The organism is Thalassospiraceae bacterium LMO-SO8, from assembly GCA_031655335.1.
In the GTDB taxonomy this organism is placed as follows: Bacteria; Pseudomonadota; Alphaproteobacteria; order Rhodospirillales; family Casp-alpha2; genus UBA1479.
In genome coordinates this window covers 3,177,157-3,203,532 of record CP134226.1, presented here as the reverse complement: position 1 = coordinate 3,203,532, position 26,376 = coordinate 3,177,157, and the positions used below count along the sequence as shown (strand labels likewise).

The window sequence follows — 26,376 nt, the reverse complement described above, 5'->3', positions numbered from 1 at the left end:
CCCTACCCCGCGGGCGTCAGACCGTCATCGGGATCGAGGGTGTCGATGCGGTCGTCTTCGGTAATGTCGGCGCCGCCGGGCGGCGGGGCATCGCCCTCGTTATCGTCTTCCGTATCGACGCCGCCGCCGTCCGTCAACTCGCCATGGGAACGGTAGACGTTGAGCGCCGGCCCGGATTCCAGAAGCCCCATGGCCTTCAGTTCCTTGACGCCCGGCAGGTCACGCAGCGTTTCCAGCCCGAAGTGATCGAGGAAGCCGTCCGTGGTGCCCCAGGTCAGCGGCCGGCCCGGCCCGTCCTTGCGACCGCGGGGCCTGATCCAGCCTTCCTCAAGCAGGATGTCCATGGTGCCCTTGCTCAAGGACACACCACGGATTTCCTCGATCTCGGCCCGGGTGATGGGTTGGTGATAGGCAACGATGGCAAGGGTTTCGATGGCTGCGCGCGACAGCTTGCGCGTGACCTCGATGTGCTTCGTCATCTGCGCCGCCAGATCCTCCGCCGTGCGGAACGCCCAGGACCCGCCAGCGCGGATCAGGTTGACGCCGCGCCCGGCGTATTGGTCCTGTAGTTCGGCCAACAGGGCCTTCAGGTCCGCGTCCTCGGGCAGGCGGTTGGACAGCACCCGTTCCGTCAGCGGTTCGGCCGAGGCGAACAGCACGGCTTCCAGCAGGCGCAGGTGATCGCGGTTGACGTCGCTCATGGTCTATTGCTCCCCGCCGTCGGCATCGCTGCCCGCGACCACGCGGGGACCGGTGGCGGAATCGGTGTTGTTGCCGCCGTCAGTGCGGGCCCGCAGGTAAATCGGGCCGAAAATATCGGATTGGCGAATGTTCACTTTGCCTTCCTTGGCGAGTTCCAAACTGGCGGCGAAGGTGGACGCCACCGCCGACTTCCCGAACAGCCCGCCCCGCAGTTCCTCGGGCAGGTAGGTCCACAGGGACTGCCAGTCGGGGGTCCGGCCGAGCAGATGGCGCAGGCGCTTGAGCGCGTCCTCGACCGTATAAACCTCGAACGGTTCGATGTGCAACGTCCGGTCGCCGCCCGCACCCCGCCGGCGCTGGCGGGCATAGGCCTGCAACAGCTCGTACAGGTTCACGTCGAGGATTTGTTCCGTCTCCACCGGATGCTTTTCCGGCGCGCCCCGGGCGAAGAAGTCGCGGCGCAGTTGCGATCGCTCGGTCAGCAGCAGGCCGGCGTTCTGCATGGCTTCCAGGCGCTGCATCTGGAAGGCCAAAGCGGCGGCCATCTCCTCACCCGTGGGTTCGTCCTCGCCGCCCAGGTCGGGCAGCAGCAAACGCGATTTCAGGTAGGCCAGCCAGGCCGCCATGACCAGATAGTCGGCGGCGATCTCCAGGTTGGTCTGCTGGGCGGCGGCGATGAACTTCAGGTACTGATCGGCCAGGGCCAGGATCGAAATCTGGGTGATGTCGAGCTTATGGTCGCGGGCCAGGGACAGCAGAACGTCGAGCGGCCCTTCATAGCCGTCGAGATCGACCACGAAGATGACCTCGCGGTGCACCGTCGGCGTCTCCGGGGTATCGAAATCGTCGCTCATGCCATTCCTTGCATTTCCGGCCCTGCGTTTCCGGCCCGGTCGCCCGGGTTTTAGGCGAGTCCGAGGCCCGCGAACAGGAAATTCATCAGGGCCGACGCGGGAACCCCCACCAGCCACCAGAACACGTTCAAATCCATGCCGATCTGATCGCCGATCAGGGGCAACAGAAACACGGCCCCCAGGATAATCAGGAATCCCACCCGTTCCAACCGGGCAAGCGGAATCGCCAGGAAATCGGGCAACAGGCCGACAGCCACGCGTCCGCCGTCCAGGGGCGGTATGGGCAGCATGTTGAACACGGCCAAAATCAGGTTGATCCATACGGAATTGACCAGATTGCGCCCCATCCATTCGCTCAGTTCCGGCGGCAGGGCGGCGACGCTGGTCAAGGCCACGGCGGACAATACCGCCAGGATCAGGTTGGCCCCCGGCCCGGCGGCGGCGACGAAGACCATGTCGCGGCGCGGCCGGTTGAGGCGGGAAAAATTCACGGGTACGGGCTTGGCATAGCCGAACATGAATCGCCCGCCGGAGCCCAGCAGCAACAGGGCCGGCAGCAGGATGGTGCCGAAGAGGTCGATATGCTTCAGCGGGTTGAAGGTCACGCGGCCCAGGTTCTTCGCCGTGGCGTCGCCCAGCATATTGGCGACGAAGCCGTGCGAAGCTTCATGAAAGGTCACGGCCAGCAACACGGGCAGGACCCAGACGGAGGCCGTATAGAGCAGCCCCGCGACATCGATATCGGTCATCATGCAGTTGTCTCCGTCGCACGGCGCTGAGTTTCCGCCCGGGCCGCACGGGCCAGGGCCTTGTCGGTCATGATATGGGCGGCTTCGGCCACGGGCGCCATCTCGGCCATCACGCCGTTGCAATGCAGGACCACGTCGCAGCCCGCCGCAAGCGCGCGCCGCGTCCGTTCGGCGAAGGCCCCCGTGAGGGCATGCATGGACAGGTCGTCGGAAATCAGCAGGCCGTCGAAGCCGATGTCGCCGCGGATCACCCGATCCACCACCTTGGGCGAGAACGTCGCGCAGGTGCCGGGATCGACGGCCGTATAGACGACATGGGCCGTCATCGCCCAAGGGGCCGCGTTCAGCGCCCGAAACGGCGCGAAGTCCGTGTCACGCAGGGTGGCGAGGTCCGTCGCGACCACGGGCAGGGCCTTGTGGCTGTCGACCGTGGCGCGGCCATGACCGGGAATGTGTTTGATGACCGGCGTCACGCCGCCCGCGTGCAGGGCATCGATGATGACCCCACCCAGCGCCGCGATGGCGGCGGTGTCCGCCCCCAGCGCCCGGTCGCCGATGATCGGATCGGCCCCCGGCTGCGGCAGGTCAAGCACCGGCCAGCAATCGACGGTGATGCCCAGGCCGGCCAGGTCGCGGGCGATGGCCCGGGCGTTCGCCGCAAGGTCCGCCGACGCCCGGTCCGGGTTTTCCCGGTAGGCCGCCGCGAACTGGGACGCGGGCGGCCGGTCCGGCCAGTGCGGCGGCCTAAGGCGCTGCACCCGCCCGCCTTCCTGGTCGATCAGCACCGGGGCGGCGGCGTCGCCGACGGTGGCGCGCAGATCACGCACCAGCGCGCGGACCTGATCCGGGGTCTCGATGTTGCGCGCGAACAGGATGAAGCCGAGGGGATTGGCGTCCTCGAAGAACCGCTTCTCCGCGTCCGACAGAGCCGGGCCTTCGCAGCCGAAAACCGCGGCCCGGGGCGGCCCCTTGCGCCCGGTCATCTGTCCGGTCATTTGCCGGGGGCGATCACCAGGCACCCCTGCCCCCGCTTGGCAAGCTGGGCGCAGACGGCGCGGGCTTCGTCCTTGTCCCGGGCCGGGCCCAGGCGGATACGGTAGAATACGCCCTTGGCGCCCAGGTCGGCGCGGACGATATTGACCGCCAGCTTGCCGAGCACGTCCGAATGCTTCTGTTTCAGGCGCTCGCCCTCGGCCTTGGCCGCCGTGGCGGCGCGGGACGCGGCAAGCTGTACCTGCCAACCGCTGAGTGCCGCCGTTTCCGTCGCGGCCGGTGCGCTCGGAGGGGGCGGCGCAACCTTGGCGACCGGAGTCGGCTGCGCGGCGGCGGGAGCCGCCGTCGCGGATTTCGGGACTAGGGCAATGGGTCCCCCCGTGGAAGACGCTGCGGGAGACGCCGGAACGGGCGGCGGCGGGGCCGGTTGCGGCGTCGGCGCCTTGGCCACCGTCGCAGGCGGCGGCGGCGCGACCTCGCGGGCCGGCATGGACGTCGGCGCCGCCGGTTTGGGTGCCGGGGCCGGGGCCGACGGTAACAGGGCCTCGGCATTCGATTGTTCCGTGGGCGGCGCCAGCTGCGCGCCCGCCGTGGCGGCGGGCACCGGCGGCACCTGGGCCGGCGCCGTCGACGCCGTCGACGCCTGGGCCCGCGGTAATTCCCTGGGCTGTTCCGGCGGCGGCAGCAGGTTTTCCACCCGGCCCGTCGGCGCCTCGCCCTGCATGCGCTTGTTGATGTCGTAATCGCGGAACGGAATGTCCTGGCCGCCCGGGTTGTCCGGCCGCACCTTGATGGCGCCCTCGGCGGCATGGACCACCGGCACCTGGCCACTTTCCTCGCCGCTCAACCCCGCCAGGCGGTCGCCGAACAGGAAACCGCCCAACCCCGCCGCCGTGACCAGGATCAGCACCAGCAACAGCCAGACCGTGGTCGGGATGCCCCGCCGACGCCGGGGCTCCGGTTCGAACTCAAGCGCGTCGGAGGCGGAGACGCGGATATCGCTGGTGGGCCGGCGGGCCATGATGTCGATCCCTCGAAACTCAGTCTTTTCTCGGCACGGCCCGTCTACGACGTCCGCGCGTGCAGGTCAAACAGGCGGCGGTGTTCCTCGCCGGCGTAGCGGTCGGTCATGCCGGCGATGAAATCGCACAGATGCTGCGCCGTCGCCTGGGTTTCCGGACCCTCGGCCTTGGCCCGCCATTCCGTCGGCAGGCATTCGGGCTCGCGGATCAGCAGGCAGAACAGGTCCTTGACGACGCGGCGCGCCTTGCTGGTCATGCGGTTCAGCTTGTAGTGCCGGTACATGTTGTCGAACAAGAACTTCTTCAGCGCCGCGTCCCATTCGCGCATGTCGTCGGAAAACCCGGCCACGGGACGGCCCAGGGCGCGCACGGCGTCGGGGCTGTCGGGCTTGCCGTCGTCCAGGCGGCGGCGGGTTTCCGCGATCACGTCGGAGACCATGTCCCCGATCATGCGGCGCACGGCTTCGTGAATCAGGTGCGATTCGTCCAAATCGGGCATGTCGCGGCGCACATCATGGAAGATGCGCCCGACCAGGGGCACATCCTTCAGGTCGTCGATGGTGAACAGCCCGGCGCGCAGGCCGTCGTCGATGTCGTGGTTGTTGTAGGCGATGTCGTCGGCGATGGCGGCGACCTGGGCCTCGGCCCCGGCGTAAGTGTGCAGTTCCAGATCCTGTAGGTTCTGGTATTCGGCGATGGCGCGGGGCAGCGGCCGGTTACCCGCATTGATCAGGGGGCCGTTGTGCTTGACCACGCCTTCCAGGGTTTCCCAGGTCAGGTTCAGGCCGTCCCAGCCGGGATAGCGTTCCTCCAGCTTGGTCACCACATGCAGAGACTGGGCGTTGTGGTCGAACCCGCCGTAGGGCGCCATGACCTCTTTCAGGGCGTCTTCCCCGGCATGGCCGAAGGGCGGATGGCCCAGGTCGTGGGCCAGGGCCAGGGCCTCGCCCAGATCCTCGTTCAGGTGCAGGAACCGGCAGATGGAGCGCGCGATCTGCGAGACCTCGAGCGAATGGGTCAGCCGCGTACGGAAGAAATCGCCCTCGTGGTTGACGAAAACCTGGGTCTTGTAGGCCAGCCGGCGGAAGGCAACGGAATGGATGATGCGGTCGCGGTCGCGCTGAAAGGCCCCCCGGGTCGCACTTTCGCCCTCCGGGTGCAGGCGCCCGCGCGAGGCTTCCGACCGGCAGGCATAGGCCGCCAGGGGAAAGGCGGAATCGAGGGATCGCCAGTGGGTGTCGATGGTTTCCTCCTGCCGTGGCCGGGGCGAAAGTCGTTGCATGGCTGAACGGCCCGATTATAACCGGGAGAGGTGGAGGCCGACATGCTTGAAATCAAAAGATTGTCCCTGGAGGACGCACGCCTGCTGATCCGGGGCGCCACGAAACGCGCCAACGCGATCAAGGTGCCCATGGTGATCGCCATTGTGGACGAATCGGGCCACCTGATCGCGTTCGAGCGCATGGACGGCGGCAAGATACTCAGCACCACCCTGGCCGTTGAAAAAGCGACCACGGCGGCCGTGTCGCGCAAGGCGACCCACGAATACAACGCCGCCGCCCTGCCCGGCCAATTGACCTTCGGCATCCAACAGGCACTCGGCGGGCGGTTCTCCCTGGTCGGCGGCGGCAGGCCCGTGACGGCCGGCGGCGACGTGGTCGGCGGCATCGGCATTTCCGGGGGTGCTCCCGAACAGGACATGGACGTGGCCCAGGCCGGGATCGACCATTTCCTGAAAGCCCGGACGGCGAAGAAGGCCCCGGCACGGCCCCGGAAAAAGTAACGCCGGCCCCCCGCGCCCGATCATTGAAATTTCAGGCCGGAACGCCTAGATTCAGGGCAACCCGTACACACCCACGCATTTAAGGATTTTCGCCATGCCGGACGGCACGCAATTGGCACCCGAGGAACGCATCCTGATCTCCGACAGCGCCGCCAAGCGCATCGGCCAGTTGAAGGACATGGACGGCAACCCCAACCTGATGCTGCGCATCGCGGTTTCGGCGGGCGGCTGTTCCGGCTTTTCCTACGGCTTCGAGTTGGACGAAACGGTCAACGACGACGATCTGATCTTTGAGAAGAACGGCGTCAAGGTGGTGGTCGATGAGACCTCGCTCGACCTGCTCAAGGGCTCGGAACTGGATTTCAAGGAAGACCTCATCGGCTCCTACTTCCAGATGGCCAACCCCAACGCCAACGTGACCTGCGGCTGCGGCTCGTCATTCGGGGTTTAACCGCCCCAGGCGTTTTGTGTTACGAGAGAGGCCCGCAAATTCGCGGGCCTTTTTCTGTTGGGAGAGCCTGAACCGTGAAGATCGCAACCTGGCCATGAAAATAGCTACTTGGAACGTCAATTCGGTGAAGGCCCGCCTGCCCCGGGTGCAGGAATGGCTGGCCGAGTTTCAACCGGACGTCGCCCTGTTGCAGGAACTGAAGTGCCAGGAAGACGGCTTTCCGAGGCTGGAGATCGAAGAGCTCGGCTACAACGTCGCGATCTCGGGACAGAAGACCTACAACGGCGTCGCGATCCTGTCCAAGCATCCCATGGACGTGGTGCTGACGGCGCTGCCCGGCGACGACAGTGACGAACAGGCGCGCTATATCGAGGCCGTGATCGAGGCCGGGAAGCGCCCGGTCCGCGTCGCCTCCATCTACCTGCCCAACGGCAACCCGACGCGGGACGAGAACGGCGGCGACCACGAAAAATTCACCTACAAGCTCGGCTGGATGGACCGCCTGATCGCCCATGCCAAGGACCTGCTGAAGACCGAGGACGCGGTCGTGCTGGGCGGCGACTACAACATCTGCCCGACCGACGCCGACGTCTACGATCCGGTGAAATTCGCCGACGACGCGCTGTGCCGCCCGGAAAGCCGGGCACGGTTCCGCACCCTGTTGAACCTGGGTCTGACCGAGGCCTTCACGGCCCTCAATCCGGGCGTCCACCAGTACAGCTATTGGGACTATCAGGCCGGCGCCTGGGCGAAGGACAACGGCCTGCGCATCGACCACCTATTGCTGTCGCCGCAAGCCGCCGACCGGCTGCTTGCCTGCGCCATCGACAAGACGCCGCGCGGCAAGGAAAAGGCGTCGGACCACACGCCGGTGTGGGTCGAGCTGGCGGATTGAGCGCCGGACCGGATAGCGACGGAAAACATGCTCGACGCGATCTTCAAGCTTTCTCATCACCAGACCAACTTGCGCCGGGAGGCCCTGGCGGGTGCAACCACCTTCCTCGCCATGGTCTACATCATCTTCGTCAATCCGCAGATTCTGTCGGCCGCCGGCATGGACCGCGACGCGGTCTTCGTCGCGACCTGTCTGGCCGCCGCCGTCGGCTCCCTGATCATGGGGCTTTATGCCAACTACCCGATCGCGCTCGCGCCGGGCATGGGTCTCAATGCCTACTTCGCCTTCACTGTGGTCCTTACCCTGGGCCACACGTGGCAGGTCGCCCTCGGCGCCGTGTTCGTATCGGGCCTGCTGTTCCTGATCATCAGCCTGTCGCCGTTGCGCGCCTGGTTGATCGGGGCGATCCCCAAATCGCAGAAGATGGCGATCTCGGCGGGGATCGGCCTGCTGCTCGGCACCGTCGCCCTGGAAAGCGCCGGCGTCGTCGTCGCGCACAAAGCCACTTTGGTCACGGTCGGCGATCTGACCCGGCCGGAAACGCTGCTCGCCTGCCTCGGGTTTCTCGTCATCGTCGCGCTGGACTACCGGAAGGTTCCGGGCGCTCTCGTCATCGGCATCCTGGTGGTGACGGGGCTCGGGATGGCCCTCGGCCTGACGGCGCCCACGGGGGTCTTCGCGCCGCCGCCCAGCCTGCGGCCGACCCTGTTCGCCCTCGACATCCCCGGCGCGCTCGAACTGGGGCTTGTGACCATCGTGTTCACCTTCCTGCTGCTTGACCTGTTTGACACCACGGGGTCCCTGATCGGCGTCTGTCAGCGCGCGGGATTGCTTGACGAGAACGGACAGATGCCGCGCCTGAGAAAGGCGCTGGTGGCGGATGCGAGCGCCACCATGGTGGGCGCGGCCCTGGGCACCTCGACCACCACGTCCTACATCGAAAGCCTGGCGGGCATCCGGGCCGGCGGGCGGACCGGACTGACGGCAGTTTTCGTCGCCGTGTTCTTCCTCCTGGCCCTGTTCTTCGCGCCGCTGGCCGGCAGCATCCCGGCCTTCGCCACCGCTTCGGCCGTGTTCTTCATCGCCTGCGTCATGTGCCAGGCCCTGGCCGACATCGATTGGACGGACCTCACCGATTTCATCCCGGCGGTCGTCACCGTCCTCGCCATGCCGCTGACCTTCTCCATCTCCACCGGGATCGGTCTCGGCTTCATCGCTTATGTGGCGATCAAGATCCTGAGCGGGCGGCCCAGGGAAGCCGGTCCCGCCATGGTGGTGCTCGCAGGCATCTTCGTGATCAAGTTCGCGGTCGGTTAGGCCCTGGACCACGCGCCGGTTTGACGGGTTGGCGGGCAAAGCCAAGGCCAGCTTATCGACCGATGAGAATTTCCCGTTTGTTTCGGCCCTGCCGCGATCGCTAGCCTTTGCCCGGCATATCGGGAAAGGAGCCATCATGACCGAGCCCCTTGAGGGCGGCTGCCTGTGCGGCCGACACCGCTACCGGATCACCAAGCCGGTGACCGCCACCCACTGCCTGTGCGAAAGCTGCCGCCGGGCCTCGGGCGGCACGCTGGTGACCTGGGTCACCGTGCCCACGGGCGGCTTCCAATGGACCACGGAGCCGCCGGCCTTCTTCGTCTCGACGCCCAAGGTCAAGCGCGGGTTCTGTCCCGACTGCGGCACCAGCCTCAGTTACCAGCACGCGGACGAGGATGTGGACATCGACATCACGGCCGCCTCCCTCGACAGCCCGGAGCGGGTCGCGCCCTATGATCACATCTGGGGCAACGACAAGCTGGCCTGGAGTCCGCTCGACCCGGCCCTGCCGGTCTTGCCCGGCAGCCACCGCCACGACGGCTGATCGCCTACTTCGCCAGCGCCCTGCACGGCTTGTAGCGGAAGCAGTCCGCCACATGGTCGTTCACCAGCCCGGATGCCTGCATATAGGCGTAGACGATGGTGGAGCCGACGAAGGTGAAGCCGCGCTTTTTCAGGTCCTTCGATAGGGCGTCCGAGATCTCCGTCTTGCCCGGCACGTCGCCCATGGCCTTGCGCCGGCCGTCGATCGGCTTGCCGCCGACGAAGGCCCAGACGTAGGCGTCGAAGGAGCCGAATTCCTTTTGCACCTCGAGGAACGCCAGGGCGTTCTTGCGCACGCCGTAAACCTTCAGCCGGTTGCGGATGATGCCGGGGTCGGTGAGGATCTTTTCCAGCCTGGCGTCGGTCAGCTTGGCGCATTTAACGGGATCGAAATCAGCGAACAATTTCTTATAGTTGTCGCGCTTCTTTAAGATGGTTTCCCAACTCAAACCAGCCTGCGCGCCCTCCAGGTTCAGCATCTCGAAATGGTGGCGGTCGTCGTGCACGGGCACGCCCCATTCGGCGTCGTGATAGGCCTCATAGAAATCCTTGCCCTGGCCGACCCAGCGGCAGCGCTTGCGCCCGTCTTCACCCGTTACCGTCATGAATGCCTCCTCCGTTTCGCGTTACTTGTTCGCATTTTGTTCCATATTCGTCAAGCCTCATGCGCGGGCCTTTGCGGCGTTCGGGTTCTATGGCAGGCTCTGCCTCACGCGGGGATATCCCCTGCCCTTTTGGGAGAACGTTCAGACATGAGACGCTTACTGACGACGACCGTGATCGGCGCGCTGGTCGCCGGGTTCGCCTGGGCCGCGGCCCCGGCCAAGGACGCCCAGGCCGCCGAGGTCAAATGGTACGGACAAGCCGCCTTCCGCATCAAGACGCCGGGCGGCAAGGTGATCGTGATCGATCCCTTCATCACCAAGAACCCGAAGACCCCGGCCGCCGACAAGGACTTGGGGAAAGTCGGCAAGGTCGACCTGATCCTGGTCACCCACGGCCACGGCGACCACCTGGGCGACACGGCCGAACTGGCCAAGATGACCGGCGCCAAGGTCGGCGTGAACGCCGACATGGGCCATACGCTGCGCATTCTCGGCATGGTCGACGGCAAGCAACTGGTCCGCTTCAACAAGTCGGGCCCGATCAATCCCATCGGCCCGGATATCACGGTGACCATGACCCATGCCGAACATTCGTCGGAGATCGTCAACAAGGGCGCCGACGGCAAGGAAATGATCTATCCGGGCGGCGAGCCCGCCGGCTACGTGATCAAGCTGGAGGACGGCTACACCATCTATCACACGGGCGATTCCGGTGTGTTCAAGGACATGGAGCTGATCCAGGACCTATACAAGCCGGACCTGGTGCTGATCTGCATCGGCGGCTGGTTCACCATGGACCCCCGCCACGCGGCCTATGCGCTCACCAAATTCCTCAAGCCCGCGACCGCGATGCCCATGCACTACGGCACCTTCCCGCCCCTCAAGGGCACGCCGGACGAGTTGAAGAAGCTGCTGGCCGACATGGGTGGCAAGACCGACGTCGTGATCATGCAGCCGGGCGACGAAATGAAATTCGGCAAATAAGCCGGTTCAGGATACCGAACACGCGGGGGGCGGCCGGTCGGGCCGCCCTTCGTCGTTTCAGGGATGCGGTGCCTCGGCCACCAGACAGACGTTGTCTTCAAGCCGCAGGGCGCGGCGGCGGAACCGGGTGCCGCCGTCGCGTTCCGCATTGCGGATCCGGTCCATTCGAAAGTTGCGGAAACCGTCGCGGGCGGGATCGAAGCCGACCACGTACCACACGGGCGGGCGGACCAGCAGCGCCTGGGGTTCGATCTCGCGCCGGGACGACGTCCCGTGGCGGTCGACGTAGTCGAAGCGCAGGCGGTTGAGGTCGATGAACGCCCGTTCGAACTCGGGCAGCAGACCGGGCTCGACCGGCCCCAACGAGTCCCGAAGCCGGGGCCAGGCCGGCGGGCCGATATAAAGGCGGGCGAGAATGTCGCGCAGGTCCCGGACCCGGTCCGGCGGCAAGGCGCGTTCGATCTTGGCGAGCCCCGCGTCGGCAAGCCCGCCGAACGGCAGCGTGCCCGACGCCCGCATGACGGCGACATTGACCAGCAGCGCGAACACCTCGTCGGCCGTAAGCCGGGCCGTCAGCTGCACGGACGAGGGATCGAGCAACAGCCCCCCGCCCCGGCCCGCCTCGGAATGAATGACGAAGCCCTGATCGCGCAGAGCCGCGATGTCCCGCAGCACAGTTCGCCGCGACGCGCCCACGGCACGGGCAAGATCATCGACGGTGGCGTGGCCGCTGCGGCGAAGGTGGCGGACCAGCGCGTCCTGGCGGCTGCGAACGGTCATGCCTCAGGATAGCATATTTAGTGACAAATTTTGGCACCTATCCTGGCTAGCGTGCCGCCGCCAATGGATAAGGAGGCGACTTGATGTTCATCATCCTGCTCAGATTTTCAGAGAACAAGGCGCGCGCTCAAGAGCTCATGGACGCCCACAAGGCCTGGATCAGACAAGGCGTCGACGACGGCGTCTTCCTGATGGTCGGCAGTCTTCAGCCCAACGCCGGCGGCGCAATCCTGGCCCAGGGCTGCACGCCCGACGAGATGCGTCGGCGGGTCGATGACGACCCGTTCGTGGCGGAAAAAGTGGTGGCGGCCGAGATTCTGGAGATCACTCCCAACATCACCGACCCACGGCTTGAGTTCCTCGCGACATGAACGGCGGCGGGCCCGCGTCAGCGCCAGGGCCGCCGGGGGCGCGGCGGCTGGGCGTCGGCGCCCTCCATGGCTTCCAGCGCCCGGATGCGGTCGGCGAGCGGCGGATGGCTGGAAAACGCCGCCTGCATGCGCCCGGCGCTGATCGCGAAGGCCTTCATCTCGTCGGGCATGTCGGGCGCGTCATGGGCCGCCTGCAAGCGTTTGAGCGCATCGATCATGTTGCGCCGGCCGGCAAGCTCCGCCCCGCCCTTGTCGGCGCGGAATTCACGCCAGCGCGAGAACCACATGACGATCATCATGGCGGCGATGCCGAACACGAACTGGGCGATCATCGAGACGATCCAGAACGCCGGGCCGTGGCCGCGTTCGACTTTGAACACCAGGCGGTCGACCAGATAGCCGACGACACGCGAGAGGAAGATGACGAAGGTGTTCACCACGCCCTGGATCAAGGTCAGGGTCACCATGTCGCCGTTGGCGACGTGGGAAACCTCGTGGCCCAGCACAGCCTCGACCTCTTTCCTGTCCATGGTGTTGAGAAGACCCGTGGACACGGCGACCAGGGCGTCGTTCTTGTTCCAGCCCGTGGCGAAGGCGTTGGGCGAGCCATGGTCGAAGATGCCGACCTCGGGCATGCCGATGCCGGCCTGTTTGGCCTGCCGGGCGACCGTATCGACCAGCCATTGTTCCGTCGGGTTGGCGGCGTGCTGAATGACCTTCACGCCCATTCCCGCCTTGGCCATGGTCTTGGACAGGAACAGAGAGATCAGCGCGCCGGAAAAGCCGATGACGGCGGAATAGACGATCAAGGCGTTGATGTTCAGGTCGACGCCATTGGCCTGCAACAAGCCATCCAGCCCGAGCAGGCGGAAAGTCAGGCTGATCAGTGCGACGATCGCCAGGTTGGTGCCGAGAAACAGAAGAATCCGCAGCATCGATATGTCCTTAGCCCAAGAAAAGGCGTTCCCCCCTGGGAACGCCCGTATCCTGGGAAATATCTATGCCGGCGAAAGCCCACCGCAAGTAGGCTGCCGCCGAAATCCGTCGAACGGGTTCAGTCCGCCAGCGTCGCCGCGTATTCCCGCCAACCGCCGAATTCGGAAATGTCCTTGTGTTTGCCTTCCGCCATCTCGCGGGGATAGAGGATTCCGTCCAAAACCCGGCCGTCATCCAGTTCCACCGGCCCGCAGTACAGCCCCGGCGGCTCCCCGGCTTCGACCCTGGCCCAAATCTCGTCGCTCATTTCATAAATCTCGCCGGGGACGGAAATTCCGCCCGCCGCCACCCTGTACATGCCGGGATGGACGTCGCCGATGGAATGAATCCGGTATTCGGGCACGGTCCGGGCTTCGCCCAGGAAGGCCGCGCCCTCGAGGTTGCCGTTCAAGGCCAGCCCGCGCATCAGGGTGCCGTTGACGAACAGAACCTTCGTCATGCGGCGACCCGTCCCTTCCGCCCGTCGGTGCAGCCGACGATCATGCGCAGCATGCGCCGGGGTTCGGTGTAGTCATCGACCGCGCAATGCATGGAGGATCGGTTGTCGATGCCGACCAGGCTGTTCAGGGTCCATGTGTGGCGGTACTGGAATTCGGGCTTCAGCGCGTGCTCGAACAGTTCGGCCAGCAGGTCGTCGCTCTCATTCTGTTCCAGTTCGTTGATGCGCATGGAATAGCCCGGATTGACGTAGAGGATCGGCACCCCGGTCTTGGGGTGCGGGCGGACCACGGGATGGATCACGTCGGGATGGGCCGCCTGCTGTTCCGGCGTGAGCGTCGGCGTGGCCCCCAGGGTATTCCAGCCCCAGCGGTGGGTGCAGGTCAGGCCGTCGAGCCGCGCCTTGGTCCTGTCCGGCAGGGTCGCGTAGGCGGCCCGCATGTTGGCGACCATGGTGTCGCCGCCTTTGGACGGCAGATGCGTGGAATAGAGGAAAATGGCGTCCGACGGATTAACCTCGTAGGACAGGTCCGAATGCCAGAACGCCCCGGCCGGCTTGGCCGTGGTGCGGCTTTCCGGGCTGTCCATGTTCTTGGCGATGATCGACACCTCGAAGCCGTCCGGGTGGTGGTACTGGTTCAGGATATGCGGCACCAGGGGGCCGAAGCGGCTGCCGAAATCGCGCAGCCAGGGCACGTTTTCCTCCAAATCCGGGATGACGATGGCGATATGGTCGAGCATGGCCTGCTCCACCGCGCGGAAATCATCGTCGGTCAGAGGCTTTCGTGAATCCAAACCGTGGATCACGGCGCCCATCGGGGCGTCCAGGGGGTCGATCTTGATTGTCATGAATGAGCCTCCGGCGTGTTTTCCCGAACTATATCATCACGAAGGCCGCCGGTTCCAGGACCGGAAAGTCGACCAAATAGTCATACCTATGTGTGCGGATCGCATGGCGGCGTCCCAGATAATCCACTAACCTGTCCCGGGAAATGCCTTGGGGATGGCATTGGGGAGAGATGCCGATGGTGAGTCACGGTCCGCATTTGGACACGGTCGAAGGGCCGTTCGCCGAACAAACTTGGGATTTTACGACGCCCGCTCTGCGATGGTTGCTTGACCATTGGCTGGACAAACGGGGCGACCGGGACTGCCCGCGCTGGCGCGACATCGACCTGCCGTCCATGTACAAGTACGCGCCCAACATCGTCGTGAAGGACGCCGTCGACGGCGGCCGCGATTTCCGGGTCCGGTATTGGGGCACGGCCGTCACGGAATGGCTGCGGCTTGACGCGACGGGCAAGCTGCTGAGCGAGTATTTCCCCGCGGCCGGCCGGGACCGCATTCTGGAATCCCACCGCTTGGCCTTGACCGGCGACATGCCGATCCGCCGCTGGGGCGTCAGCGTCTACCCGGAACGCAGTTATGTCGCGTTCGAAACCATCACCCTGCCCCTGGCAAACGATGCGGGGGAACGCGCCCATATTATTTCCATGAGCCTGTATCGGATGATCAATGAGAAATCGCCGGAACCGCCCGTCTAGCCGGATACGGGCGTGAAGATTTCGTCTAGCTTTTCCTCGATCCGGACCGCCGAGACGATATGGGTGACCGTTTCCCCGTCGTCCGAAAGCGGAACCCGCAGGCGGATATATTCACGGTACAGACCGTCGTCCCGCACAACCTTGGAAAACCACACGATGGGCCGGCCCTTCTCGACAAGCTGCTGGCATTCACCGAACACCTTGGCGCTGAACAGCTTGTTCTGCCGGACCGACATCCCCGTGCAGTCGTAACCGATATACGTCGTATTACCGGTTCCCCAGAATCGGTAGACGAAATCGAGGGGGTCCGGCACCACATCGAGAACGATCACGAAAGGGATCGTCGACGACGGCAGGTCGAGCAATCGGAAATCCGCCCAGGCAGGGGCCCAGCTATCGCCCCGCAGCCGGTCCCAATACCCCAACACTTCCCGCAGTCCGACCGGCAGGTCCACTGTTTCGGCCGGCACGGCCGTGACGTCGATGCGCACGTTTGATCCTTCTGAGACTCATCTACCACCCCTGGCCGATTAAAGTCTGAAAGTCGACCTTTTGGCAATTAGGCCGAAAGTCGACCCCATCGCGTTGACCGGCGGGGCCAGAACCCAATGGGTTGTCCTGCGTGCATCATTAGGTCTAAAATCAAATTCTTGGGGTGGGGAGAGCCCAGGCGGGAGGCTCTTCTATGTCGATATCGCGCAACAACCGCGCACCGCGAAGCGCAACGTTCTTTTTCGAACAGACGCAATCCTTTGACGCCTGGGAGCTTCGTTGGCTGCTGGAGTATTGGCAAAGCCTGTGCGACGGTTCCAACTGTCCCCGGTTGATCGACGTTGGCCTGCCGGCCATCGTGCGTCAGGCGCCGAAGATCATCGTGCGCGACGCCATCGACGGAGGCCGCGATTTCGTCAATCGTTTCTGGGGCAGCGAATTGCGAACCTGGCTGGGTTTCGACGGCACGGGTCAGCGGATATCGGAATACTTCCCACACCACGCGCGCGACGCCATGCTTGATTCCCAGCGCCTTGCCCTGACAAGCGACATGCCTGTGCGACGCTGGGGCGTGACCGCCTATGCTCGCCCCAATCCGGCGACCTATGAGGCGATCGACCTGCCGCTCGCGGACGATGACGGCGCCAGGGCGCATGTGTTGTCGATGTACGTGTACCGCTCCGATTTTCTGAGCGCTCAGCCCGATCCGGCGCCGTTGCCCGGTGAGGTCGGGAACGCCGCATCCTGATTCCCGCGAAGCCGCCAAAGCGCGGAGCCCTGAGGGGCCTCCACCATCTCGACGGTCAGGATTTCCCCGGGCCGCACGTCCATCGCCAACCGATTATTCGCCGCCATGTAGTAGGGCAGCGGCCCACCGGGTATGGCGGCCTGCGCGGGACGCACCAAGGGCTCCAAGCCGGCGATGGTATGGTGATGGCCGCCCATGTCCAGAACCTCGCCCGCCTTGAACGCACGGGTCGCGCGGCCGACCAGGTCGAATGACGGCTGGGGTGCGCGCCCACTGGTCGGCATGCCGCCCTTCGCGGCGGCGATGATCGAGGCCGCCGCCTCGATCCCCAACAGGTGCACCGGATTGTGCAGCAGCCCGTAGTTGCCGCAGGCGCTGACCGGGATGCCCTTGGCCTTGATGACGCCCCAGGTCTCACGGTCCGTGCAACGCACGATCACGAACACGCCGCCGGCCAGGCTCAGTTCGTCGAACCGGCGCAGGCAGTTGACGATGTCGACCACGCCACCCTCCGGGTCCAACAGGATTCCGCCCTCGGTTTCGGGGCGGAACACATCGGGCAGTTCGACCGTGCGCGCCAGCGGCGCGTGGAAGGCGTCGAAATCCGGGCGCAGGCCCGTGGCGTTGCACACCAGCATCATTTCGCACAGGTCCGGCACGGATTTGAGCGCCGTCACCCCCAGGGGCGCCGCCCGGTCGGCCAACACCTCGGGAATGTCGGCGCCGTCCAGATGCCAGCTATCGGCGAAATCGGGCACCTTGAAAACCTTGCCGTGGTAGCTCAGTTCCGCCTTGGCGCGGTGCCAGACGACGTCGTATTCGCTCGCCTTGCCCGCCATCACGACCTCAAGGCCCAGCAGCTCGGCCCGCGAGATCAGGCCGATCAACAGGCTCGGCTGATCGCCGTCGGGCAAGGTGTAGACGACACCCTTGTCCGCAGCCAGCTTGGCCAGCCAGGGGCCGCAGACGGACGCCATTTCCTTGGACGCCAGAACCAGGTGCTTGCCGGAAAGGATCGCCGCCTCGGACACGGCGGCGGCGGCTTCGGGCGCGCCCGTCGCCTCGACCACGACATCGATGTCGGTATCGACCAGCAGAAGGCCGTCCGGCACCACGGCGACCCTGCCCGCCGTCATGACGTCCCGCGCGGAGGCCGCGTCGCGGCAGATCTCGATGCCGTCCCCGGCCACGCCGCAGCGCAGCAGCACGTTGACCGCCCGGTCCGGGTCGATATCGGCCACCGCCGGCACGTCGATGGCAGGATGACCGAGGGACTGGGTGATCAGGCTCGCGCCGAATTCCCCGGCGCCGACCAGCCCGACCCGCACGGCAGCGCCCGTGTCCTTGTAGATCTCGTTGAAGTCGACCATTTATCCGGCCGCGGTCAGAACACGATGACCTGACGCACCGTATGCCCCTCGGCCAGATGGTCGAAGGCCGCGTTGATGTCTTCCAGCGGGATCTTCTCGCAGATCAGCTTGTCCACGGGCAGGGCGCCGCGCTTGTACATTTCGATGTAGTGCGGGATGTCGCGCTCGGGAATGCAGCTGCCCAGGTATGAGCCCTTGATGGTGCGTTCCTCGGTCACCAGGTTGACGTGCTGCACGGTCATGTTGGTGGCGGGATGGGACAGGCCGCTCGACGTCGTCGTGCCGCCGCGCTTGGTGACCTTGTAGGCCAGGTCCATGGCCTCGACCCGGCCGACGCATTCGAACATGTATTCCAGCCCGCCGCCCGTGGCGTCCCGGACCTTTTCGACCACGTCGTTATCCAGCGCGTTGAACACCGCGTCGCAGCCGAGCTTCTTGCCCCATTCCAGCTTGTCGTCGAGCGCGTCGATGCCGACGATGTGCCGCGCCCCCGCCATCTTGGCCCCCATGACGGCGGCCAGACCCGTGCCGCCCAGGCCGACCACGCCGACCGAGGCCCCCGCCGGCACCTTGGCCGTGTTCAGGACCGCGCCGACGCCGGTGATGACGGCGCAGGAAAACGTGCAGGCGATGTCGAGCGGCAGGTCCTTGTCGATCTTCACCACGGACGAGCGGTGCGCCACCACGTATTCCGAGAAACAGGACACCCCCGCCTGGTGATACAGCTTCTGGCCGTCCTTATGCAGGCGCATGCCGCCGCCCATGAGGGTGCCGGCCCCGTTGGACGCCGCGCCCTTTTCGCAGATCGACGGGCGGCCTTCCTTGCACGGCAGGCACTGGCCGCAGGACGGCAGAAAGGCGAACACCACATGGTCGCCCACTTCCAGGCCCTCGACGCCCGGCCCCAGTTCCTGCACCACGCCGGAAGCCTCGTGGCCCAGCACCATGGGCAGCGGCCGTTCGCGCACGCCCGCGACCACGGACAGATCCGAATGACACACGCCGGCCGCCGCGACCTTGACCAGAACCTCGTTCGCCTGCGGCGGGTCCAGGTCCACTTCCTCGATCTTCATGGGCAGGGAGGTGGCGTAGGGGCGCTTGGCACCCAATTCGTAAACGACGGCGGCTTTGGTTTTCATGGCTGGATGGGCTCCCGGGGGACAGGTTGATCGTCACGTTTCTTGAGCCCGGAACCTTATCCCCGCCGCCCCGCCACGGCAAGACGGGGCGGCCAAGTCACGGATGCGGCGCGCCGCCAAACCGGGTATAACGAGGGCAATTCAAAACAAATACATCCTTGGGAGTCGATCCATGCTGAAAACCACCGTCGCCGGAAGTTTGCCCAAACCCAGCTGGCTGGCCGAGCCGGAAAAACTCTGGGCGCCCTGGAAGCTGGAGGGCGAGGAATTGTGGCAGGGCCAGTGCGACGCCGCCCTGGTGTGGATCAAGACCCAGGAAGACGTGGGCATCGACATCGTTTCCGACGGCGAGCAGTTCCGAAAGCATTTCGTGCACGGCTTCCTCGAATACGTCGACGGCATCGACTGGGCCAAGATGACCACCATGGGCATCCGCGACAACCGCTATGACGCCGACGTGCCCACGGTCACGGCCAAGGTCAAGCGCCGTGAAAGCGCGCATTCCAAATCCACCGCCTTCTGCCGCGAACACACCAAGGGCGGCCTGAAGATCACCATGCCGGGGCCCATGACCATCTGCGACACCATCGCCGACGAGGTCTACGGCAAGCGCGCCGACATGGCCTGGGCCTTCGCGGAAATCCTCAACGAGGAAGCGCTGGAGCTACAGGCGCTCGGCGTCGACGTCATCCAGTTCGACGAGCCCGCCTTCAACGTGTTCCTGGACGACGTGAAGGAATGGGGCATCGCCTGCCTGAACCGGGCGTTCCAGGGCATTACCGTGAAGAAGGCCGTGCATATCTGCTACGGCTACGGCATTGACGCCAACAACCAGTGGAAGGAAACCCTGGGCAGCGAATGGCGCCAGTACGAGGAAACCTTCCCGGCCCTGAACGGCAGCGTGGTCGACCAGGTGTCGCTGGAATGCGCCGGATCCCACGTGCCCCATTCGCTGATGAGCCTGCTCAAGGACAAGGAAGTGATGGTCGGCTCCATCGACGTCGCCAACTACAATGTGGAGACGCCGGAACAGGTCGCCGAGGTCATCCGCTCGGCCATGCGCTATGTCGATGCGGAGCGCATCTATCCCTGCACCAACTGCGGCCTCGCCCCCTTCCCCCGGCACGTGGCCGAGGGCAAGCTGAAGGCGCTTGCCGCCGGGGCCGCCATCGTGCGCAAGGAACTGGGCGCCGTCTAAACCGTCACATTACGGCGGCACAGCACCTTTTCCCGCAAGCGCCCTTGCCTTGCGGGGCCTTACGGCATTAAACCAACGGTCCCGAATTCAAGTATCCAAGCCGTTCCAGGGAGAGCCCCATGGCCAAAACGTTCGACAAGTCCAAACTGCCGTCGCGCTATACAACTCAGGGCCCGGCCAGCGCGCCGCATCGGTCCTACTACTACGCCATGGGCATGACCGAGGAAGAGATCAACCAGCCCTTCGTCGGCGTCGCGACCTGCTGGAACGAGGCAGCGCCCTGCAACATCGCGCTGAGCCGCCAGGCCCAGGCCGTGAAGACCGGCGTCAAGGAAGCATCGGGCACGCCCCGCGAGTTCACCACCATCACCGTGACCGACGGCATCGCCATGGGCCACCAGGGCATGAAGTCGTCCCTGGCGTCGCGCGACGTGATCGCCGACTCGGTCGAGCTGACCATGCGCGGCCATTGCTATGACGCCATGGTCTGCCTCGCCGGCTGCGACAAGTCCCTGCCCGGCATGATGATGGTCATGCTGCGGCTCAACGTGCCCAGCGTGTTCATGTACGGCGGCTCCATCCTGCCCGGCAAGTTCAAGGGCAAGGACGTGACCGTGATCGACGTGTTCGAAGCCGTGGGCACCAACGCCTCGGGCGAAATGTCGGACGAAGACCTGCACGAACTGGAATGCGTGGCCTGTCCGTCCGCCGGGTCCTGCGGCGGCCAGTTCACGGCCAACACCATGGCCTGCGTGTCGGAAGCCATCGGCCTGGCCCTGCCCGGCTCCGCCGGGGCACCCGCGCCGTATGAGACCCGCGACGAATACGCCGTGGCATCCGGCAAGGCGGTCATGGACCTGATCGAAAAGAACCTGCGCCCGCGCGACATCGTGACCCGCAAGTCGTTCGAGAACGCGGCCCGCATCGTCGCGGCGTCGGGCGGATCGACCAACGCCGGGCTGCACCTGCCGGCCATGGCCCATGAATGCGGCATCGATTTCTCGTTAGAAGACGTCTGCGAGATCTTCAAGACCACGCCCTACATCGCCGACCTGAAGCCGGGCGGCAAGTACGTGGCCAAGGACATGTTCGACATCGGCGGCGTGCCGGTGCTGATGAAGGCGCTCTTGGACGGCGGCTACCTGCACGGCGACTGCATGACCGTGACCGGCAAGACCATCGCCGAGAACCTGAAGGACGTGGTGTTCCCGACGGACCAGGACGTGATCTATCCGGTGTCCAACCCGATCACGCCGACGGGCGGGGTCGTGGGCCTCAAGGGCTCGCTCGCCCCCGATGGCGCCATCGTCAAGGTCGCCGGCCTGCACAGCCTGCAGTTCACGGGCACGGCCCGCTGCTTCGATTGCGAGGAAGACGCGCTCCAGGCCGTGCTCAAGCAGCAGGTCAAGGAAGGCGAGGTCGTCGTTATCCGCTACGAAGGACCCAAGGGCGGCCCCGGCATGCGCGAAATGCTGTCGACCACCTCGGCGATCTACGGCCAGGGCCTGGGCGAAAAGGTGGCGCTGATCACCGACGGCCGGTTCTCCGGCGCGACGCGCGGTTTCTGCATCGGCCATGTCGGCCCCGAAGCCGCCGTGGGCGGCCCCATCGGGCTGCTCAAGGACGGCGACGTGATCAAGATCGACGCCGAAAAGGGCACGCTCGACGTGGACCTGAGCGAGGCCGAACTGGACGCCCGCCGCAAGGCCTGGACGCCGCGCAAACACGACTATCAGTCGGGGGTGCTTTGGAAGTATGCTCAACTGGTGGGCCCCGCCTGCGACGGCGCCGTCACTCATCCGGGCGCCAAGGCGGAAACCCACGTGTTCGCCGACATCTAGGCCCCGCGCTCAGACGGGGTCAGGGTTCGGCCCGGGTGTGACACAGACGGGACAACGGCCATGGCCGAAGACGCCTTCGCCCTGAACCGGCGCGAGTACGATCGAAAGTCCTCGGGCTTTCAGGCCCGCGTGACCGTCGGCGGCGCGTCCACCAAATGCCTGATCGAGGATATCTCCCCCGGCGGGGCGCAGATCGTCGCCTCCCTGGACCTGTCCAAGGGCCGCCACCTGACCCTCGACCTGGGGGCCTTCGGCGACGTCTCGGCGACCGTCGCCTGGTGCCGCAAGGGGCGGTTGGGATTGAAGTTCGAAGCCGATCCCGAGGTTCTGGCCGAACTGGTCATGTCCCTCGCCATGCAGGCGTGACCGGGCCGCATCGGTGACTTCCTCCCCCGCGTTCGACGTCGCGTTCTCCCGCGCCCAGTTCCCGGACGCCTGCTGGCGTGACGGCTGGGCGTTCTTCGAGAACGCGGGCGGCTCCTACGTGCCCAACGCCGTGATCGCGCGCATGACCGCCTATATGAGCGAAAGCCAGGTCCAGCCCCTCGCCCCCTATCCCAAATCGCAACTGGCGGCGCAGCGCATGGCCGACGGCCACGCCCGCATGGCGGAGATGATCGGGGCCGCGCCGGACGAGGTGGTGATCGGCCCCTCGACCTCGATGAACGTCTACGTCCTGGCGCAGGCGCTGCGGCCGCTGTGGAAGGCGGGGGACGAGGTGATCGTCGCGGTCCTGAACCACGAAGCCAATTCCTCGCCCTGGCGGCGCCTCGCCGAATTCGGCATCGTCGTGAAGGACTGGCCCGTGGACGCGGCGACGGGCGAACTGCGCGTCGATCTACTGGACGGCCTGCTCACGGACCGCACCCGGCTGGTCGCCTTCCCCCATGTTTCCAACATCACCGGCGACATCAATGACGTTGCGGCGATCACCCGGCAGGTCCATGCGGCGGGTGCGATGGTCTGCGTCGACGCCGTCGCCTACGCCCCCCACCGGACCGTGGACGTGAAGGCCTGGGACGTCGATTTCTACCTCTACAGCTTCTACAAGATCATGGGCCCCCACATCGGCATGCTCTACGGCAAGCGCGACCGATTGTTGGAAGCGCGCGGCCAGGGCCACCTGTTCTTCGCCGAGGACGACATCCAGCACAAGCTGAACCCCGCCGGCCCCAATCACGAGACCATCGCGGCGCTGGCCGGCATCGCCGATTACTTCGAAGCCCTCGCGGCCCATCATTTCGACGCCCCCGCCAACACGCTGCACGCCCGCGTGAAACAGGTGTTCGGCCTCGTCGCGGCGCACGAACAGACGCTCGCCGAACACTTCCTCGACGCCGCCCTGAACATCCCCGGCCTCCGCCTGCTCGGCCGCCCCACCGCCGACGCCCCCCTCCGCGCGCCGACCTTCTCGTTCACGGTCGAAGGGAAATCATCAGCGGACGTGGTCGCGGCCCTGACGGCGCAACAGATCGCCTGCTGGAACGGCGACTTCTACGCGCCGAGGCTGCTGGAAGCCGTCGGCGTCACCGACACCACGGACGGCGTCGTCCGCACGTCCATGGCGCATTACAATACGGTGGATGAGGTGGAGCGGTTGGTGGGGGCTCTGCGTGGAGTTTAGCTCTGATTAAAATACATAATTAACTGATAAATTAACCCGCTTTCACATTTAAATTAAATCAAAAAATACTACAGTTTTCCCATTGCCTTTGGCGCTAACTTTATTAATACATGAGTGGGACTTATTGACTCGAACTCAAATAAATTCGTTGAATCTAAATATTCTTTGAGTTTTTCAAAGCCCAAAGCCCTGTAATTAATCGGCGTATATGTATGCAAATAATGAGCAAACGAAGAAAGATTAGCCCTACCATCTTCTTTTGCAGTTGTGTTAATCGCCCTTATTAAGTACTCCTTTGCCTCTTCGTTTGTAATATGGCTTAGTTCAGCCCCTGGAAATATGATTGGTTTATTATTTTTAGGGATATTTTTTGATTTTCTCTTTACAGATGCACGTTCTGTTGAGGAATAATTAAATAAGTTACCTAAATTAATACTCAACTGGCGGGTAAATTTTTGCCGAAAATCAGGTATTCCAGAATAAGATTCTGTCAGGCCTTTCAATCGCATTGTTTCCTTGAATTTTTTTAACTGAGTAAATTGTTCAAGTTCTATTTTATCTGGATCAATAGGTGTTTGCGAAAAATAAAGCATAACTGGTTTATTAGAATCTATAAATTGCTCTATTTCCTCAGCAGTACCACTAATCGACACACCTGTTTGCGTTCCTATTCTTGTCCAAAATAAACCAACCAGAAGATCGCAATCTTTCACAACCTGATCATTTATTATACCTTGTGGACGATCTCCTAAAATAGGCGACGAATGGGTTTCCCATTTAATGGGCATAAGTGCTTTCTTGTTAGAATACGCATAGACCGCATTCCATTCGTTTATTACTTCAGGAATTACGTTTCTTTCTTCGCCTACGTCACCGGGAGACGCGACCAAGATCCTGAAAATTTCAGCATCAAACGGCATAACGCCATCTCCGCTCATACTTAATTTTAGAAGATTAGGATTGATCGGCACTTATAATGATATTTTTTATATAAGATTTCAATTATTAGATAAAATGTAAAATGTCCTCTTGTGCTGCTCTTTAATTCTTAAAAGCGAAGAGAATCCACGCCTCACGACTGCCCGCCCGACCTCGCTTGCACGGCACCAAAAACCGTTTGGCTGGGACCTGGCGCGCTAGTTCGCTCCGCTCGGCATCGGCGGCGACTTCATCTGCGCGGCGTGCAGCACGTCGACCTCCCCCCGCACCTTCTTCAGCTTCTTCTCCAGCATCTTTTCCTCTTTCTCGAGCGCGCGCTCCAGGCCCTTGATGCGTTTGTTGAGGGCCTCGATGTTGGCGAGGCGTTCGATGCGGAGTTGGGCGTCCTTCTTGCGCCGCCATTTGCGGAACCGCCATTCGCCGGCGCAGATCAGCAACAGAATGCCCGCCCCGGCGCAGACCAAGGCCCCCACGAGGTACGCCGTCTTGTGCAGGCTGACGGCCGTGCCCCAGAAGCCGATGGTGGTGAGGCAGGCCGCCGTCATGAACAGGAGCCGGCGGGTCACCGGGTCGTCCTTCTGCACCTCGTTCTGGGCGGCGGCGACGGCGACGGCGATTTCCGTCTTGGCCATGGCCTGCCATTGCTTGAACGACATGCCCTCGCCCACGCTGCGGCCTTCGCGGATGAATTGCTCCAGGCGCATCATGATGTATTCCGCGCGCTGTTCCGGCGTCGGATTGAGGGGCAGTTCGGGCGCTTGAAAGTCGGTCATCACACGTCTCCGACCATCAATCTATGCACGAGCGGTTAATGCCCCGTTAGCGGCCGCAGGGCCGCCCGGGGGCCCTGCTATTCCGCCGCCTTGCCGACCTGGTGCATGTAGACGTCCTGCTGCGGGAACGGAATGGTGAAGCCGGCTTCTTCGAGGCCCAGTTTCACGGTCTTGCGCAGGTCGAACAGGGTCGGCCAGTAATCGCCGATGTTGACCCAGGCCCGCAGGTTGATGTCGATGGAGCTGGCCGCCATGTCCCAGGTCATGACCTCGGGCGCCGGGTCCTTGAGGATGCGCGGATCGGCGTCGAGCATGCCCTTCAAAACCTCCATGGCCTTGGGCAGGTCGTCGCCGTAGGAGATGGATGCGACAAGGTCGATGCGGCGCGTCGGGTTGCGCGAGAAGTTGGTGATCGCCGCCCCCCAGATCGAGGAATTGGGCAGGGACTTGAAGATGCCGTCCACCGTCCGCAATTCCGTGGTGAACAGGCTGACCTCGACCACCGTGCCCGCCTGGCCGCCGGCGTCGATGAAGTCGCCCGCCTTGAACGGGCGCAGGACCAGCAGCATGACCCCGGCGGCGACGTTCTGCAAAGTGCCTTGCAGGGCCAAGCCGATAGCCAGGCCGGCGGCGCCCAGGACGGCGATGATGGAGGTCGTCTGAACCCCGAACTGGTTGAGGACCGCGACCAGAACGAAAGCCTTGATGACGTAGGAAACGATGGACGACAGGAACGGCGTCAGCGTGTCGTCGATCGATTTGACCTTGGCGAGCGCCCGGGTCACCGCCCGCTTGGCCCAGCCGGCAAGCCACCAGCCGAGGACCAGGATCACCAATGCGCCGATGACGCTCATCCCGTATTCCGTACCGACGTCGATCGCGGTTTGGATGATCGCCTCGATGGTTTTCTGGGCGTTGGCGATCTGTTGTTCTGCTTTGTCCATGGTCGGCCTCTATCCTTGCGTTGCGCCCCATCCCCCCGGAATCGAACCCGATTATGTCGGCGCGGGCGCGTGCTCACAAGAGGCTGTGTCGGACGGCGAACAGGCCGGACATCCACCCATGTAAAAGCCCCGCCGTTTTAGGGCGGGGCTTTCCTTTTGCGTTTTCGGGATCGGCGTCGCACCCGATCCCACCCGATGATCACCGGGTAAATGGGGTTTGGGTCGATATGTCGGGGGACTGCATCGGTGGTTCCAACTTTGTAACCTCCTTGATCTGCCTA

30 protein-coding genes are annotated in these 26,376 nt (G+C 64.3%); 13 read left to right on the top strand and 17 right to left on the bottom strand.

What is annotated here, in order from left to right; all coding sequences use genetic code 11:
• Positions 1-2: 2 nt before the first annotated feature.
• The 6 genes from scpB to RJ527_15345 are packed head-to-tail and all read right to left on the bottom strand — an operon-like array spanning position 3 to position 5,602.
• On the bottom strand, positions 3-701 hold the full coding sequence (gene scpB, locus RJ527_15370; protein ID WND75403.1) for an SMC-Scp complex subunit ScpB: 699 nt from the start codon (positions 699-701) through the stop codon (positions 3-5).
• A gap of 3 nt (positions 702-704) precedes the next feature.
• Complete coding sequence (locus RJ527_15365) at positions 705-1,556, bottom strand: ScpA family protein (GenBank protein ID WND75402.1); 852 nt, start codon at positions 1,554-1,556, stop codon at positions 705-707.
• A gap of 50 nt (positions 1,557-1,606) precedes the next feature.
• Complete coding sequence (locus RJ527_15360) at positions 1,607-2,308, bottom strand: site-2 protease family protein (GenBank protein WND75401.1); 702 nt, start codon at positions 2,306-2,308, stop codon at positions 1,607-1,609.
• Positions 2,305-3,300 (bottom strand): beta-N-acetylhexosaminidase, encoded by a 996-nt coding sequence (nagZ, locus tag RJ527_15355; GenBank protein ID WND75400.1) that lies wholly within the window; start codon positions 3,298-3,300, stop codon positions 2,305-2,307. Before nagZ ends, RJ527_15360 begins: the two co-directional genes overlap by 4 nt.
• Positions 3,297-4,319, bottom strand: coding sequence for an SPOR domain-containing protein (locus RJ527_15350; GenBank protein WND75399.1), 1,023 nt, complete (start codon positions 4,317-4,319; stop codon positions 3,297-3,299). The genes nagZ and RJ527_15350 overlap by 4 nt, the downstream gene beginning before the upstream one ends.
• 44 nt (positions 4,320-4,363) lie before the next feature.
• On the bottom strand, positions 4,364-5,602 hold the full coding sequence (locus RJ527_15345) for a deoxyguanosinetriphosphate triphosphohydrolase (protein WND75398.1): 1,239 nt from the start codon (positions 5,600-5,602) through the stop codon (positions 4,364-4,366).
• 42 nt (positions 5,603-5,644) lie between these two features.
• Between RJ527_15345 and RJ527_15340 the strand changes: the two genes are divergently transcribed.
• The 5 genes from RJ527_15340 to RJ527_15320 all read left to right on the top strand — a co-directional run bounded on the left by RJ527_15340 (position 5,645) and on the right by RJ527_15320 (position 9,310).
• Positions 5,645-6,103 carry a heme-binding protein gene (locus RJ527_15340; protein ID WND75397.1) on the top strand — a complete coding sequence of 153 codons (459 nt, stop codon included), beginning with the start codon at positions 5,645-5,647 and terminating at the stop codon, positions 6,101-6,103.
• 94 nt (positions 6,104-6,197) lie between these two features.
• Positions 6,198-6,554, top strand: coding sequence for an iron-sulfur cluster insertion protein ErpA (gene erpA / locus RJ527_15335; GenBank protein ID WND75396.1), 357 nt, complete (start codon positions 6,198-6,200; stop codon positions 6,552-6,554).
• A gap of 94 nt (positions 6,555-6,648) precedes the next feature.
• Positions 6,649-7,449, top strand: a complete 801-nt coding sequence (xth, locus tag RJ527_15330; protein WND75395.1) for an exodeoxyribonuclease III — start codon at positions 6,649-6,651, stop codon at positions 7,447-7,449.
• 27 nt (positions 7,450-7,476) lie between these two features.
• On the top strand, positions 7,477-8,766 hold the full coding sequence (locus RJ527_15325; GenBank protein ID WND75394.1) for an NCS2 family permease: 1,290 nt from the start codon (positions 7,477-7,479) through the stop codon (positions 8,764-8,766).
• Between the two features lie 136 nt (positions 8,767-8,902).
• Entirely contained in the window at positions 8,903-9,310 is a 408-nt protein-coding gene (locus RJ527_15320) for a GFA family protein (GenBank protein WND75393.1), read from the top strand.
• Positions 9,311-9,314: 4 nt separating this feature from the next.
• Here RJ527_15320 and RJ527_15315 read toward each other — a convergent pair whose 3' ends face one another.
• Complete coding sequence (locus RJ527_15315) at positions 9,315-9,914, bottom strand: DNA-3-methyladenine glycosylase I (GenBank protein ID WND75392.1); 600 nt, start codon at positions 9,912-9,914, stop codon at positions 9,315-9,317.
• A 147-nt stretch (positions 9,915-10,061) separates the two neighbouring features.
• On the opposite strand from RJ527_15315, the gene RJ527_15310 reads away from it, so the two are divergent.
• Positions 10,062-10,898 carry a metal-dependent hydrolase gene (locus tag RJ527_15310; GenBank protein WND75391.1) on the top strand — a complete coding sequence of 279 codons (837 nt, stop codon included), beginning with the start codon at positions 10,062-10,064 and terminating at the stop codon, positions 10,896-10,898.
• Positions 10,899-10,955: 57 nt separating this feature from the next.
• On the opposite strand, the gene RJ527_15305 is transcribed toward RJ527_15310, so the two are convergent.
• Positions 10,956-11,678: a WYL domain-containing protein gene (locus RJ527_15305; protein ID WND75390.1), complete on the bottom strand. Its 723-nt coding sequence runs from the start codon at positions 11,676-11,678 to the stop codon at positions 10,956-10,958.
• Positions 11,679-11,761: 83 nt separating this feature from the next.
• Between RJ527_15305 and RJ527_15300 the strand changes: the two genes are divergently transcribed.
• Positions 11,762-12,049 carry a YciI family protein gene (locus tag RJ527_15300; GenBank protein ID WND75389.1) on the top strand — a complete coding sequence of 96 codons (288 nt, stop codon included), beginning with the start codon at positions 11,762-11,764 and terminating at the stop codon, positions 12,047-12,049.
• A gap of 17 nt (positions 12,050-12,066) precedes the next feature.
• Here the strand turns inward: RJ527_15300 and htpX are convergent, their stop codons facing one another.
• The 3 genes from htpX to RJ527_15285 all read right to left on the bottom strand — a co-directional run bounded on the left by htpX (position 12,067) and on the right by RJ527_15285 (position 14,332).
• Entirely contained in the window at positions 12,067-12,984 is a 918-nt protein-coding gene (gene htpX / locus RJ527_15295; GenBank protein ID WND75388.1) for a protease HtpX, read from the bottom strand.
• A gap of 119 nt (positions 12,985-13,103) precedes the next feature.
• The gene (locus RJ527_15290; protein WND75387.1) at positions 13,104-13,484 is read right to left on the bottom strand and encodes a gamma-glutamylcyclotransferase; all 381 of its coding nucleotides are present in this window, start codon (positions 13,482-13,484) and stop codon (positions 13,104-13,106) included.
• Positions 13,481-14,332, bottom strand: coding sequence for a TauD/TfdA family dioxygenase (locus RJ527_15285; protein WND75386.1), 852 nt, complete (start codon positions 14,330-14,332; stop codon positions 13,481-13,483). Before RJ527_15285 ends, RJ527_15290 begins: the two co-directional genes overlap by 4 nt.
• Before the next feature lie 176 nt (positions 14,333-14,508).
• On the opposite strand from RJ527_15285, the gene RJ527_15280 reads away from it, so the two are divergent.
• The gene (locus RJ527_15280) at positions 14,509-15,027 is read left to right on the top strand and encodes a PAS domain-containing protein (GenBank protein WND75385.1); all 519 of its coding nucleotides are present in this window, start codon (positions 14,509-14,511) and stop codon (positions 15,025-15,027) included.
• Here the strand turns inward: RJ527_15280 and RJ527_15275 are convergent.
• Positions 15,024-15,518: a hypothetical protein gene (locus RJ527_15275; protein ID WND75384.1), complete on the bottom strand. Its 495-nt coding sequence runs from the start codon at positions 15,516-15,518 to the stop codon at positions 15,024-15,026. The two genes, RJ527_15280 and RJ527_15275, sit on opposite strands and share 4 nt — an antisense overlap.
• Before the next feature lie 194 nt (positions 15,519-15,712).
• On the opposite strand from RJ527_15275, the gene RJ527_15270 reads away from it, so the two are divergent.
• Positions 15,713-16,267: a PAS domain-containing protein gene (locus tag RJ527_15270; protein ID WND75383.1), complete on the top strand. Its 555-nt coding sequence runs from the start codon at positions 15,713-15,715 to the stop codon at positions 16,265-16,267.
• On the opposite strand, the gene RJ527_15265 is transcribed toward RJ527_15270, so the two are convergent.
• A complete protein-coding gene (locus RJ527_15265; GenBank protein WND75382.1) occupies positions 16,216-17,637 on the bottom strand; it encodes a homoserine dehydrogenase in 1,422 nt (473 codons plus the stop codon). The genes RJ527_15270 and RJ527_15265 overlap by 52 nt on opposite strands.
• 14 nt (positions 17,638-17,651) lie before the next feature.
• Positions 17,652-18,776: a zinc-dependent alcohol dehydrogenase family protein gene (locus tag RJ527_15260; protein ID WND75381.1), complete on the bottom strand. Its 1,125-nt coding sequence runs from the start codon at positions 18,774-18,776 to the stop codon at positions 17,652-17,654.
• Positions 18,777-18,948: 172 nt separating this feature from the next.
• Here RJ527_15260 and RJ527_15255 point away from each other — a divergent pair, with 172 nt between their 5' ends.
• From RJ527_15255 to RJ527_15240, 4 genes are all read left to right on the top strand, one after another.
• Positions 18,949-19,974: a methionine synthase gene (locus RJ527_15255; GenBank protein WND75380.1), complete on the top strand. Its 1,026-nt coding sequence runs from the start codon at positions 18,949-18,951 to the stop codon at positions 19,972-19,974.
• A 119-nt stretch (positions 19,975-20,093) separates the two neighbouring features.
• Positions 20,094-21,815, top strand: coding sequence for a dihydroxy-acid dehydratase (gene ilvD, locus RJ527_15250; protein ID WND75379.1), 1,722 nt, complete (start codon positions 20,094-20,096; stop codon positions 21,813-21,815).
• A 60-nt stretch (positions 21,816-21,875) separates the two neighbouring features.
• Positions 21,876-22,181 (top strand): PilZ domain-containing protein, encoded by a 306-nt coding sequence (locus tag RJ527_15245; GenBank protein ID WND75378.1) that lies wholly within the window; start codon positions 21,876-21,878, stop codon positions 22,179-22,181.
• A gap of 13 nt (positions 22,182-22,194) precedes the next feature.
• Complete coding sequence (locus RJ527_15240; GenBank protein ID WND75377.1) at positions 22,195-23,439, top strand: aminotransferase class V-fold PLP-dependent enzyme; 1,245 nt, start codon at positions 22,195-22,197, stop codon at positions 23,437-23,439.
• Between the two features lie 68 nt (positions 23,440-23,507).
• On the opposite strand, the gene RJ527_15235 is transcribed toward RJ527_15240, so the two are convergent.
• From RJ527_15235 to RJ527_15225, 3 genes are all read right to left on the bottom strand, one after another.
• Positions 23,508-24,410, bottom strand: a complete 903-nt coding sequence (locus RJ527_15235; protein WND75376.1) for a hypothetical protein — start codon at positions 24,408-24,410, stop codon at positions 23,508-23,510.
• A 165-nt stretch (positions 24,411-24,575) separates the two neighbouring features.
• Positions 24,576-25,151: a hypothetical protein gene (locus RJ527_15230; GenBank protein ID WND75375.1), complete on the bottom strand. Its 576-nt coding sequence runs from the start codon at positions 25,149-25,151 to the stop codon at positions 24,576-24,578.
• 77 nt (positions 25,152-25,228) lie between these two features.
• The gene (locus RJ527_15225) at positions 25,229-26,095 is read right to left on the bottom strand and encodes a mechanosensitive ion channel (protein WND75374.1); all 867 of its coding nucleotides are present in this window, start codon (positions 26,093-26,095) and stop codon (positions 25,229-25,231) included.
• Between the last annotated feature and the right edge of the window lie 281 nt (positions 26,096-26,376).